At 27.6% G+C, this 13,548-nt stretch carries 11 protein-coding genes; 1 reads left to right on the forward strand and 10 read right to left on the reverse strand.

What is annotated here, in order from left to right; translation table 11 throughout:
- Positions 1-350 precede the first annotated feature (350 nt).
- From IC174_RS18645 to queG, 5 genes are all read right to left on the reverse strand, one after another.
- Positions 351-1,199, reverse strand: a complete 849-nt coding sequence (locus IC174_RS18645) for a DegV family protein (RefSeq protein WP_227433603.1) — start codon at positions 1,197-1,199, stop codon at positions 351-353.
- 35 nt (positions 1,200-1,234) lie between these two features.
- Positions 1,235-1,705, reverse strand: coding sequence for a tRNA (uridine(34)/cytosine(34)/5-carboxymethylaminomethyluridine(34)-2'-O)-methyltransferase TrmL (gene trmL, locus IC174_RS18650; RefSeq protein ID WP_227433604.1), 471 nt, complete (start codon positions 1,703-1,705; stop codon positions 1,235-1,237).
- Between the two features lie 193 nt (positions 1,706-1,898).
- Positions 1,899-2,819: an endonuclease III gene (gene nth, locus IC174_RS18655; protein WP_227483641.1), complete on the reverse strand. Its 921-nt coding sequence runs from the start codon at positions 2,817-2,819 to the stop codon at positions 1,899-1,901.
- Positions 2,820-3,007: 188 nt separating this feature from the next.
- The gene (locus IC174_RS18660) at positions 3,008-5,245 is read right to left on the reverse strand and encodes an ATP-binding protein (RefSeq protein ID WP_227483642.1); all 2,238 of its coding nucleotides are present in this window, start codon (positions 5,243-5,245) and stop codon (positions 3,008-3,010) included.
- Positions 5,246-5,350: 105 nt separating this feature from the next.
- A complete protein-coding gene (gene queG, locus IC174_RS18665) occupies positions 5,351-6,265 on the reverse strand; it encodes a tRNA epoxyqueuosine(34) reductase QueG (RefSeq protein WP_227483643.1) in 915 nt (304 codons plus the stop codon).
- Positions 6,266-6,860: 595 nt separating this feature from the next.
- Here queG and IC174_RS18670 point away from each other — a divergent pair.
- Positions 6,861-7,265 carry a RusA family crossover junction endodeoxyribonuclease gene (locus IC174_RS18670; protein ID WP_227433607.1) on the forward strand — a complete coding sequence of 135 codons (405 nt, stop codon included), beginning with the start codon at positions 6,861-6,863 and terminating at the stop codon, positions 7,263-7,265.
- Positions 7,266-7,467: 202 nt separating this feature from the next.
- Here the strand turns inward: IC174_RS18670 and IC174_RS18675 are convergent, their stop codons facing one another.
- From IC174_RS18675 to IC174_RS18695, 5 genes are all read right to left on the reverse strand, one after another.
- On the reverse strand, positions 7,468-8,463 hold the full coding sequence (locus IC174_RS18675; protein ID WP_227483644.1) for an aldo/keto reductase: 996 nt from the start codon (positions 8,461-8,463) through the stop codon (positions 7,468-7,470).
- Positions 8,464-8,763: 300 nt separating this feature from the next.
- A complete protein-coding gene (locus IC174_RS18680; RefSeq protein ID WP_227433609.1) occupies positions 8,764-9,600 on the reverse strand; it encodes a deoxyribonuclease IV in 837 nt (278 codons plus the stop codon).
- Positions 9,601-9,897: 297 nt separating this feature from the next.
- Entirely contained in the window at positions 9,898-10,461 is a 564-nt protein-coding gene (locus IC174_RS18685) for an ArsR/SmtB family transcription factor (protein ID WP_227433610.1), read from the reverse strand.
- A gap of 97 nt (positions 10,462-10,558) precedes the next feature.
- Complete coding sequence (gene glsA, locus IC174_RS18690) at positions 10,559-11,488, reverse strand: glutaminase A (RefSeq protein WP_227483645.1); 930 nt, start codon at positions 11,486-11,488, stop codon at positions 10,559-10,561.
- Between the two features lie 345 nt (positions 11,489-11,833).
- A complete protein-coding gene (locus IC174_RS18695; RefSeq protein ID WP_227483646.1) occupies positions 11,834-13,501 on the reverse strand; it encodes a nucleoside kinase in 1,668 nt (555 codons plus the stop codon).
- Positions 13,502-13,548: the final 47 nt, after the last annotated feature.

A 13,548-nucleotide genomic window follows, 5' to 3' on the forward strand; every position in this document is an offset into this window, starting at 1 on the left:
TATTTACTTTTACATACTATTTACTTTTACATACTATTTACTTTTACATACTATTTACTTTTACATACTATTTACTTTTACATACTATTTACTTTTACATACTATTTACTTTTACATACTATTTACTGATTTGTTATACCTCATTTGCAAGTATTTATTTAATTTTTTCAATAAACTTACCATAAAAAAGTGTGTAATAGATTTCTATCTATTTACACACTTCCCTAAAAACTCAACTTAATATATCAACACTTAATTCTATCTAAAACAAATCATATCTAGTGTATCAATGTTTAACATATCTTATCATAAATTAATAAAAAAATAAATAATCCCAATATAAAAAATTGTTATTTATTTTTTAGACATATAATTCCAGTTACACCAGGACCAGCATGTGCACCTATACACACACCAATTTGGAAAAATTTAATTTCCTTAGGTCTCAATTCATCCTCTATAACTTTAGACAATTGTTCTTTTTCCTTAATGTCATCACTATATCCTATATATATAACTTGGTCTGATAAATCATCCCCACAATTCGATTTTATCAAGTCCATCATCTTAGAAATTACATTCTTCTTACCTCTTACTTGAGATAATTGTGAGACTAACCCTCCTTTTATTTCAAGAATAGGTTTTATATTTAATATACTTCCTATTGCCGCCTTAGTAGATGATATTCTTCCTCCCTTTTGTAAGTACTCCAATGTATCCACTGAAAATATAACAAAAGCTTTTTCTTTTAATTCATCTAAAACAGGTAATATTTCATTAATAGATTTTCCTTCACTTGCAAGCTCTCCTGCTTTTATTACAAGCAGACCAGTTCCCATACAAAGTAAGTTAGAATCATATGTATATATTTCACCTTCTACATCATTCTTCGCCATTACAGCACTTTGATATGTTCCTGTAGCTGTAGCCGAACCAGCTATATAAAGTATTGCTCTACCTTCACTCGTGTATTTTTCAAAAACTTCCTTAAATTGGGCATAAGTAGCTTGAGAAGTTTTTGGATATGCATTTTCTTCTCTAAGTTTTTTATAAAATTCATCTCCAGATATATCAATCCTATCCTTGTATTCTTTTTCTTCTAATATAACTGTTAATGAAACAATATCTATATCATATTTATCTAACAAATCTTTTGGCACGTCCGATAAACTGTCACAGATTATCTTTAGATTTTTCATTAAGTATGCTCCTTTCTAATTTAGGATTATTTAAACTACCTCATATTAGGGTATCCTATTTGTCTTAAAGCCTCATATACTACTATAGCTACTGAATTTGATAAATTTAATGACCTAGCTTTTTCAACATCTAACATAGGTACTCTAATACAAGTATCCATATTTGCTTTCAACAAAGACTCTGGTAATCCCTTTGTTTCTTTCCCAAATACTATAAAACAATTTTCTTCATATTTTACATCTGAATGCGATTGTTTAGCCTTTGTTGTAGAAAAAAAGTATCTACTGTTTGGATATTTTTCTTGTAATTCTTCAAAGCTATCGTAATATTGTATATCAGCTATATCCCAATAGTCAAGACCACATCTTTTTAAGTGCTTATCATCCAATGAAAAACCTAATGGTTTTACTAAATGCAAAGTTGAACCTGTTGCTGCACAAGTTCTTATTATATTTCCTGTATTTTGAGGTATTTCTGGTTCTACTAATACTATATTTAATGACATTTTTATCCTCCTAAATATCGTTCTTGTTTACTAAACTTTATTTTATAAACAGAATAACAATAATATTATACTATCATATATAATAATGTTAATAATAATTTTTATATTATTATATATAATAGTTTTCTATCTAACATTTTCATAAGTATTATTATATCAGAAAATCACTCTTGTACAACTTACTTTAGAAAAGTTATTTCATTTCTTTAAGTTCTTGATAATAATTACAATCATCTTTTATTGGACAGTTTTCACACTCTGGATTTCTAGCTTTACACATTCTTCTTCCATGAAAAATTAATACATGATGTGAGTGTGACCATCTTTCTTTTGGTATGGCTTCCATAAGTGCAAATTCTGTTTTTTGAGGGTTTGGCTCATCTACTATTCCAATTCTATTACTGACTCTAAATACATGTGTATCTACTGCTATTGCTGGATGATTAAAGGCATTACTAAGAACAACGCCTGCTGTCTTTCTCCCAACACCAGGAAGTTTTACAAGCTTTTCTAAAGTATCTGGTACCTCACCATTATATAATTCACACAACTGTTCAGATGTAGCTTTTATTTTTTGAGCCTTACTTTTATAAAGACCACAACTTTTTATCTCTTTACTAATTTCTTCAATACTTAAATCTGCAAAATCTCTTGCTGTATTGTACTTCTTAAACAATTCCGCTGTAACTTTATTTACTCTTACGTCAGTACATTGAGCGGATAATATAGTTGCTATTAAAAGTTCAAAGGCTGTCCCATAATTTAGTTCACATGTAGCATCTGGATACAATTTTTCTAATTCATCTAAAATTTTATTTACATCTTTTTCGTTTGCAGATTCTTTCTTATCTACAGATTTACTTTTAGCTTTCTTATTACTCACTTTTTGTATATTTTTACTAGATTTATTATCTTTTAATTTACTATCTTTTTCACTTTTTTGAGCATCTTTTTTGCTAACTTTGACACTTTTTTTATTATCCTTAATATCTACAAAATTTTCTATATCTTTTTCATCAATTATTTCATCTACTTCTTTTTGAGTTTCAATTTTATTTACATCATTCTTACTTACATCATTCTTACTTATATCTTTCTTATTTACACTTTTCATAATTATCCCCCTTAAAATACCAATTTATAAAACATTATTTATATATAGTTTAATCATATCAACAAAAAATAAACATCAACATACAAAACAAAACTTACTCTACAGATATTTCACAAAAAAAGCAAAAACTTATTAAAGTTCCTGCTTTTTATTATACATATAAATACCCATTAAATTCTATTATAAACTTATTCTTTTGCCTCAATTTGTATCTTACTAAAAGATAGTAGTTTTTCTTTGACCAATTTTTTTATTTCTTCAAATTTGACATCTGTCAATATCTCTATAGCTTCTTCTACTCTTTCAACTGTATATATTTTAAATTTTCCATCTTTTATAGCATCATTAACTTCATCTGATAAAACAAGATTTCTCTGATTTTTTTTAGGAATTATTACACCCTGTTCATTGTTTAAGCCTTTAGTTTTACATATAGAATAAAATCCCTCTACTTTTTCACTTATTCCACCAACTACTTGTATATCTCCCTTTTGATTTATAGAGCCTGTAACTGCAATATTTTGCTTAATTGCTACACCACTAAGAGATGATAACAATACATATAACTCCGCAGAAGATGCACTATCCCCATCTATACCTCCATAATTTTGCTCAAAACAAATATATGCATTTAATGACATCAATAAATCCTGTGCAAAGTTTTCAGAAAGATATCCCCCTAATATAAGCACTCCTTTATTATGTATTGAGCCACTCATATTTACTTCTCTTTCTATATTTACTATACCATTGCTTCCTGGACTAGTAGTTGCTGTAATCCTTGAAGCCCTACCAAAAGAATATTCTCCTGTACTTAAAACTGATAGCCCATTTATTACTCCAACTTTTTTTCCTTCTGTTTCTATTAGAGTAAAACCATTTTCAATTGATTCATCCATATGTGTCTCTACTCTATTAATACGCTTTTTCTTTTCACTTATTGCTTTTTTAATATCATCTCGCTCTGTATAATCGGAACTTCTAAATTCTGCATATGCACTTCCTTCTATTATAACTTCCATTATTTTATTAAACTTAGTTGATAGCTTCTCTAAATCACCAGACAATTTAGTGCTAAACTTAACAACTTCGTCAACTGCATCTTTTGTAAAATGTTTTAAGCCATTTTTATTGCATTGATATGCTATAAATCTAGCTATTCCATCTTCATTATTTTTATTCTTATCCATTTCGCTATCAAAATCTACAAATATTTTAAAATATTTTCCAAAATCTTCTTCATATCTATATAAAATATCATATATATAATGACTTCCTATCAATATCACTTTGACATCTAAGGGCATATTTTCTGGTTTAATTGCTGTCTGTGTTTCCAAAATTACTTTTTTTGTTTGCAATGTCTTTTTAAGAATTTCCCAAGACATAGTATACTTTAATAACTGGTCTGCATAAAGCACCAAATATCCGCCATTAGCTCTATGAAATGCTCCTGATAATAATTTTGTAAAATCAGTCTTTATATTTCCGTTTGCATAATCGTATTCTGCCTTTCCAAATAGGTTTGATGGGCTTGGATTTATCTCCACTATGACAGGTGCTGATTCCTTCTTTTTCGAACCTCCATTATCTACAAATAAATTAATTTTATACTTTATAAAGTGTTCTTTATCATACTTATCTTTCAATTCTTCTTCATCTAAGTAAAATAAATACATGTATTCTATGATATCTTTTTTTATATTTTCTAAGTAAAGTTGAATTTTTTCATAACATTCATATTTTTCGCACAACGTTTTAATATGAGGTTCTACTACAAGCTTAGCTATCTCTTCTTCAAGCTCTAACACAGCCTTTTCAGCTTTTTCTTCCAAGTTTCTAATTTTATATACAACTTGTATTGCCATGTTTTCGAGTTCTCTTTTAGCCTTATAAAACTCTTCATCTGATATATCACTTTCTTCTTCATCTTCCTTCAAAGGTATGAAAACTATTCCCATTTTACTTTGTTTTAGTTTAAATCCTTTTTCTTCTCCATATTTTTTAATCTGCTTTAGTAACATATCTTTTTCTATTTCATATTCATCCAAAAGTTTATTTTTCTCTATTTCAAAATCTTCACTTTCAAATGCATTTTTAAAATCTTCTAAAAGACTTTCTACTAACTTTTCCATATCTTTCTTAAGTTCTCTTCCAAACCCTTTTTCTAATTCAACTATCATAGGTTCTCTAGGGTTTTCAAAATTATATATATAGCACCAATCTTTATGTGTACTTTTTTTAGATGCATATTCATTTAAAACCTTTAAGGCATAAGTACTTTTACCTGTTCCAGATTCCCCAGCTAGGTATATGTTGTAGGCTGGATTATTTATCTTTAAACCTAACTCCATAGCTTCTACTGCTCTTTCTTGACCCAATATACTATCTAGTGGACTTATTTCAGATGTATTATTATATTTCAATATTCCCCCACCTCCTCATATTTAACTTTAATGATATAATATGACTTTTACACCATAAGTGTTAAAGTAAATACACATTAAAGTATATGAAGTAGACTCTTATTATTAGTCATCATACTTATCTAAAATTATTTCCATATTTCTCTTTATTATATTTTTACCCCTCCAGCTAAAGGCTCTATCTCCATATCTCCTCTTAAATTCTTTATTTGATATATTTTGTATCTCATCATAATCCAAATAGTCTATTATATCTTCCTTAAATTCCAAGATGTGAGTTGTTGGTATTTCAATATTATGAGGACATACTTCTTGACAAATATCGCACCCAAATATCTTTTTACTTTTCTTTAAAACATACTTTTCTTCCTCTGACAAATCTCCCTTTTTTTGAGTTATATATGATAAGCATTTTTTAGGATTCATATCATAATTTCCCAATATAGCATTTCCCGGACAATATTTTACACACTTTCCACATTTAAAACAGCTTTTTTCTAGTGGTTTATCTTCTTCAAACTTATAATTATTTACTATATATCCAATAAATATATAAGAACCATATTCATCAGTTATAATATTATTATTTATTCCAAAATATCCAATACCTGATAAATAAGCTAAATATCTGTCAACTAATGGTCCATTATCAGCAAATATCTTATATTTAAAACCTTCTACATTTTTGGAAATATAATCACAAATTTGTTGTAAAAAATCTTTTACTACAATATGATAGTCCTTTCCATGACAATATTTTGATAAATTTGAATTTTTATTCTTTTCTTGTCTATTTATATGGTATGGAAAAGCACACACTATTATAGAATTAGCATCTTCCATTATATTTCTAGGATTAATTCTATTTTCAATTATGGGTTCTTCCATACCTGTTAAATAGTCTTTTTTCTGTCTATTTTCAAGTATCTCTCTCAGATTTTCATACTTGTCTACTCCAGCTATTCCTACACACTTTAATCCTATGAGGTTACAAAATTCTTTTAATCTGTTATTATCCATAAAATTATTCCTTTTCAACTTAAATTCTAAAATCACAATTATGCTACATATGTTTCTTTGTTTAGACATAACAACATTTATACAGCCTAAATATATATAGTCTAAATAGTCTAATTTTTAAAATTTACATGTTTATATAATTTATTTACTATATAATTTGACTTTTATATGCTGTTATCTTAGTATAATTTAACATCTATCTATTTTTAATTTTTAACTATTTTCCTCTTATAACACTTACTTATTCTTAACTATCTATATTTTGTTATTCTACAATATTTGTATAGCTTAGCTTTCATCCATATTATATCTTTAGCTATTTTACTCTTATAACACTACTTATTTTTCATTATCTATATTTTTGTTGTTCTACAACATTATTATAATTTAACTTTCATATCTCTTCCCTCTATTGCTACCTTGTATTTCTTCTATAATATATCTTTCATATCTACAACAATCTAATATATATTACACTATTAAAATCATATCTTATCCAATTAGACTTTGTTATTCAGAAAGGTACAACAAATAAGAATTTGCTTTTAAATCATCCACAGATTATAATAAATACTGTATAAGGATGGTGAATAAATTGATTAAAATAACAATACCAGGTAGACCCATTAGTAAATCTAATTTTAAACTTCATAATATAAATGGTCAAGCATGGATGCCTTCAAAGGGAAAATATTCTAAGTATTTAGCATATGAGAACATGATTGCAGGTTTTATAAATCAACAGTATCAAGGAGAAACTGTTGAAGAAAATTTAATAACAGTGTTAAAATTATTCTTCCCTAACAAGAGAATGGGAGATTTACATAACTATCCAAAGAGCATTTGTGATGGTATTGAAAAAAGTGGAATAATAAAAAATGATAAGCAGCTTAAGCCAGTACTTTTATTTGATTTTATAGATAAGGACAATCCTAGAGTTGAAATTGAACTTTATCCAATATCTAAATACGATATATCTTATAATATTTTTGAAAAATAAAAATCTGTATATGCTATATAAATCTATATTGATGCAAAAACAATATTTATATAATAATTAATACTTGCATAAACATAACACTTAATAATTGCACAGACATAACACTTAATACTTTCATAAACACAATCTTATCATAATAATTATACTTACATAAAAAAAGAAATCGGCGTAAATTTATTACACCGATTTCAATAAGTAAAATCTATCCTAGCTTTTCAACAACAGTCTTCAACATTTCTCTTATAGGAAGTTCATATGGACATCGACTTTCACAAAGACCACAGTCAATACATTCAGTAGGTTTAACATCCATAACCTCATATTTTTCCTTAGCCCACTCCTCTAATCCATATCTAGTGTAATATCCTTCGCATAAGAAGCTTAAAGGTATATTTATTCCAACAGCACAAGGCATACAATATTCACATCTTCTACAGAATTTTTTACCTAGAGAATTTCTTATTTCTTCAATTTTTATCTCATCATCCTCATCTAATACAAGATTTTCAAGCACAGCGACATTTTGTCTAACTTGTTCAACACTATCCATTCCTGGTATAACCACATCTATATAATCCTTAGACAATATATACTTAATAGCCAATGTAGCATTATCTAAAGCTCCACCAGCTAAAGGTTTCATTACTATTATACCAATTCCTTTTTCATGAGCTTTTTTAAATACATCATCTGCTTGTCCTTCAACTATATTGTAAGGAAATTGTATAGTATCAAATTTGCCACTTTCTAAAGCTCTTTCTATAGTATTTAAGTTATGGCTAGTTATACCAATATGTTTTATCTTCCCTTGTTCTTTTGCTTCTAAAAGGGCACTATAAGCCATTTTATCTTTAAAAATATTGTCATACTCTTCTTCTTTAACATTGTGGAATTGATATAAATCTATAAAATCAGTTTTAAAGTTATTTAAACTTATTTCCACATCTCTCTTCATTGAATCATAATCCCTAGACATACTTTTAGTAGCTAGGAAAAATTTATCTCTTTTTCCTTCTATAGCAATTCCAATAGCTTCTTCACTTATTGTGTATCCCCTTGCGCTATCAATAAAGTTTATTCCTTGTTTTTCTAGCTCATTTATAACTAAATTAGTATCCTCTTGTGTAATTCTTTGTATTGGAATTCCCCCAAAACCGACTCTTTTTATCTTCATACTAGTTTTGCCTAAATTTCTCATAGCTTTCCCCACCTAACTTTTAATTAATTTTAAACATTATTAACATGTTACTTTTAATTATACAACAAATTATGAGAATTTTTGCAATCTATTTATATACTATTTAAAATATATACACATTTTATCAAGTTTATTTATATAGTTTATAATATGCTCTTTTATATTACATCAAAATTTTATTTAATATGCTTCATAATATACCAATCTATATTTCACTAGCATATAATCTAAATTTAATCCAAATATAATCAAAATGCTACTTAAATAGCATCAAAATATTATTTACATCATATCAAAATACTATTTACTAGATAAAATTTCTTTAATCATCTTAATCTCTCTCTTATGACCTTCTTCATCAAAAGGTGTTTCTAAGAAGAATGGCAAATCTTTAATGCTTGGATGTTCCATAAAATCAGTTAAAGCTTTTAGCCCTATCTTACCTTCACCTATAGGAGCATGTCTATCTTTTTTATCCCCAAATGGCATCATACTATCATTTAAATGTATAGTTTTTAATCTATCTATACCTATAATCTTGTCAAATTCCCCTAAAACTCCATCCAAGTCATTAACTATATCATAACCAGCTGAAAAAATATGACATGTATCAAGACACACACCTATTCTTTCTTTATGTTCGACATTGTCTATTATGCTCTTTAACTGCTCAAAACTAAATCCTATTTCAGTCCCTTTTCCTGACATTGTTTCAAGGAGTATAGTTATATTTTCATCTCCTTTAATAGCATTGTTTAGCCCTTTTACTATCCTATCTATACCAAAGTCTACTCCACCACCTACATGACTTCCAGGGTGAAAACACATGTATTCTATACCTAGTGAATCCATTCTTCTTATATCTTCATCTATTACTCTTGTTGCGAATTCATAAACATCATCCTTCACTCCACCTAGATTCATAGTATATGGAGCATGTGCAAGTAATGGTGCAAAATTGTTTGCTTTTCTAATTTCTTGAAATTTAGCTATATCTTTCTCATCAAATTCTTTAGCATTTCCTCCTCTTGGGTTTCTACTAAAAAATTGAAATGTATTTGCATCAATATATACAGCTGTTTCGGCTGCCTTTGCAAATCCTTTTGCTATTGAAATATGTGTTCCTAATTTAATCATATTAATCTCCTTTTGGTTGTACATAATTTTAATTTATAAATTTTTGATACTTAAGTCTTAATTTTAGTATAACTATAATTAATTTCGTATATATTAATTCTAAATTTTAATATTTATAGTTTAATTATACCCATTTTGATAAATTTCAAAGAGTATATTTAGTCATTCAAATAACAAAAAAATAGAGATTAAAAATCATTATTTTACTCATGCTCAAAAGTATTTTTTGATTATTAAGTAAATTCTGATGTTCAATCTCTAATCTTATGTTTTATAACTAATACATAATTAATGATTCTAATTAGGACATTCTTCTTCAACTGTAGGAACTACAACCATAGCTATATCATACTTAGAACCTTCAACGCTGTCTTGTCTTTTATTTAAAATTTCATCTATCTTTGATTTCATAGTATCATTAAGTTCAACTAATTCATCATGAGTAAGAGAAATATCATGATAATCAACTATATTTTCATTTTCTAAAACATCTTCCTCTGCTGCTTTATAAAAAACTTCACTCATATTTTCAAATCTTGATATGTACAATTCTTCTTTTTCTTCCCCATTGTCTAAAGAAAAATTAAGTATCCTATTCCCTATAACCACATTTTTTGCACTTGGATAATAATATTTTTCCACAATCCCCGACTTTATTTTTTCCTCAACTAATTCTAAAATACCAACTTTGTATAACATTTTTATGTGGTAGTTTATTTTTGCATGAGGTTCTTCCAATAATTGAGATAATTGTTTTGCTGACAATGGCGATTTGTCAAATGCTTTTAGAATATCTATTCTACGTGGATGTGCAATAGCCTTTATGCACTCCAAATCTCGTAATACCAATACCTCTTTCATTGACCCCTCCTAAAAAATTTATTTAATTCATATTTCTTTACAATTTAATTATATATTAAATTATATGTTGTTGTCAAAAAAATCCTTTCTTAAAATTTTAAAAAATATTTAATCTGAGTTTATTTGACAACTCCTCTAAAACTTTAACTCCTGCGACGCTGTTACCTTTTTTGTCAAGTGCAGGTCCATAAACACCAATACCCATACGTCCTGGCACAGAAGCCATTATACCACCCCCAACTCCAGATTTTGCAGGAATTCCAACTTTAATAGCAAATTCCCCAGAAGCATCATACATTCCACAAGTCATCATAAATGTCTTGACAATTCTAGATACCATTTCACTCATTAAATGCTCTCCATTTTCTATGTCTACTCCATAATTAGCAAGATTTATACCAATTCTCGCTAAATCTATAGAATCTACCTCAATTGAGCATTGTTTAAAATAAAGGTCTAAAACATCTTCTACATTACCTCTGATAAATCCATCACTTTTTAACAGATAAGCCATAGCTCTATTTCTATCTCCAGTCATTTTTTCAGACTTATAGACATCATAATTTATTCCTATGTTATCATTTCTTGCCAACTTTCTAAAAAAGCTAAGCATTCTTTCTTCTTTTTCTTCCAAACAGCTCCCATTTATAAGAGAAGTGGTAACTATTGCTCCTGCATTTATCATTGGATTACAAGGCTTTTTAGTATCATTAATCTCAAGTTTCATTATAGAATTAAATGGGTCTCCACTTGGCTCCATTCCAACATTTGAAAAAACGTCTTCCCAGTCATTGTCCATAAGTGCCATGGCAAGCACAATTGGTTTTGAAATGCTTTGTATTGTAAATTTTGTGCTACAATTTCCAGCACTATAAATGTTATTTTCACTATCTATAATACAAATTCCTAAATCATTTCTACGAGCATTTTTTAATTCTGGTATGTAACTAGCAACTTGTCCATAATTTGTATATTTTTTATTAGAACTTATAATTTCTTTTAATAATGTCTCATCTAACGTATTCATATGCACCTCATCATCTTATGTTATATACTCTATTTTAGCACAAGTTTATACTATAATAAAACAGTGTTAAAAGAAATTATACTTTAAAACTATTTTTTGCAGACTTAACTTTATTTTTCAAACATATTATAAAAAATATCATAATATTATAAAAGGAGTATTAAAGTTAAATAGTATTTATTATCTATACTAATTCTCACAAAACAAAGAATTTTTGATAACTAAATAGAATTTTCACTTTAATACTCCAGCAATATTACTTAAAATATAAACCATAGATTATTCAGTATCTCTAAAAAAATATTTAGTTCAATATGAGTACAATAAAATAATCAATAATACATGCTAATCAACTATTTTACTTCCTCCAATAAATTCCCTAAGGATTGAAGTTCCTGGTATATCAGAAATATCATCTAGTTCAACAAAATACTGTAAAAACTTTAATAATCTAGTAGCTTCAATATAAGCAGGATTATCTTCATCTATTTCCTCCAATAGAGGCTTAGCAAATCGCTTTAAAACCGCTAATTCATACACACAAGCGGAATTAAATATAGCATCTGCTTCATCTTGATAAGGGAATATATTTTTCTTTTCTCCTCTTCTAACTGATGCCCATTGCAAAATAGTATTATCAGCGCTATATCCTCTAAAATTATAATCTCTAACAATTCTTCTTATCATTCTCAAATCGGCAGTAGGAATTCTATTATGGTCATCTAAATTTATTTGAGTAAGGGCACTTATGTATATCTTAAATTTATCTTCATCTGGTATAGATGCTGTTAAAATAGGGTTTAGCCCATGTATACCTTCTAATATAATTGGTTGATTTGAGTCTATCTTTATCTTTTTACCAGTATATTCTCTTTCCCCAGCTTTAAAGTTAAACCTTATATCCTCAATTTCTTCACCTGCTAAAAGTTTATTTAAATCTAAGTTGAATCTCTCTAAATCTATAGCATAAATTGACTCAAAATCATAGTTTCCATATTCATCTAAAGGAGTATGTTTTCTATCTATAAAATAATCATCTAAAGATATTGAAATCGGATTTAAGTTATTTACTCTAAGATGTATTGATAGTCTATGAGCAAAGCTTGTTTTTCCAGATGATGATGGTGCTGCTATTAAAACTACTCTCTTATTGTTATCTTTTATCATATCTGCTATTTGAGATAGTTTCTTTTCATGTAATGCTTCAAATGTTCTTATTATATCTCCATATTCATTATTTTCTATTATTCTGTTAAGTGATACTACCTTATCAATTCCCATTAGTCTTGACCATTCTTCTGCTTCATAATATACGTTTGATAGCTTAGGTTGAGGTATAAATTTCATAGGTAGAGTCTTATCTTCTTCACTAGGCCCTAAAATTATAATACCTCCATTGTAAAGTATGATATCAAACGATTTTATATAACCAGTTGATGGCAACATATATCCATAAAAATGGTCTATATAGTTTCTACATTTATATACTTTAGCACTATCATATTCCTTGTATTTCAAAAGTTCTGCTTTTTCATACATCTCATTATTTTCAAATATAGAAATAGCTTCATCCCTCGTAACTTCTATTTTTTCTATAGTGTAGTCATTATTTATTATCTCTTTCATTTTATTTTTTATATTTTCAACATCAACTTCTTTAAGTTTTCTCTCTATATGAACTTCACAATATAGTCCACCAGATAGTGAATGTTCTATTGTAACTCTGCTGTCCCAAAATATCTCTCTACAAGCCATCACAAACACAAATGACATGACTCTAAAGTAAACTCTTTCTCCATCTTCATTTGTCGTATCAAAAAACTCTATCTCACAATCCTTTTTCACTCTATAATTTAACTCTTTCAATTTATTATCTACAACCGCAAGTGTTATATATCCTTTATGTTCATCACAAAACTCTTTTGCTATATCTCCTAGTCTAATTCCCAAAGAATTTTCGTCTAATGAATACTCCTTACTTCTTCCGTCTATTTTTAAATTTATTTTCTTCACTTCAACATCTCCTTCCTTTTGATGAATATACATTTTAATCAACGAGG

Origin of the sequence: Clostridioides sp. ES-S-0001-03 (genome assembly GCF_020676075.1) — a bacterium.
Taxonomy (GTDB): Bacteria; Bacillota; Clostridia; order Peptostreptococcales; family Peptostreptococcaceae; genus Clostridioides.

Coding starts and splice junctions, on each gene's coding strand:
- IC174_RS18645 (WP_227433603.1), bottom strand. CDS start 1,199: ATGAAAAATCTAAAGATAATCTGTGACAGTTTATCGGACGTGCCAAAA.
- glsA (WP_227483645.1), bottom strand. CDS start 11,488: ATGAATACGTTAGATGAGACATTATTAAAAGAAATTATAAGTTCTAAT.
- IC174_RS18675 (WP_227483644.1), bottom strand. CDS start 8,463: ATGAGAAATTTAGGCAAAACTAGTATGAAGATAAAAAGAGTCGGTTTT.
- queG (WP_227483643.1), bottom strand. CDS start 6,265: ATGGATAATAACAGATTAAAAGAATTTTGTAACCTCATAGGATTAAAG.
- trmL (WP_227433604.1), bottom strand. CDS start 1,705: ATGTCATTAAATATAGTATTAGTAGAACCAGAAATACCTCAAAATACA.
- nth (WP_227483641.1), bottom strand. CDS start 2,819: ATGAAAAGTGTAAATAAGAAAGATATAAGTAAGAATGATGTAAGTAAG.
- IC174_RS18680 (WP_227433609.1), bottom strand. CDS start 9,600: ATGATTAAATTAGGAACACATATTTCAATAGCAAAAGGATTTGCAAAG.
- IC174_RS18685 (WP_227433610.1), bottom strand. CDS start 10,461: ATGAAAGAGGTATTGGTATTACGAGATTTGGAGTGCATAAAGGCTATT.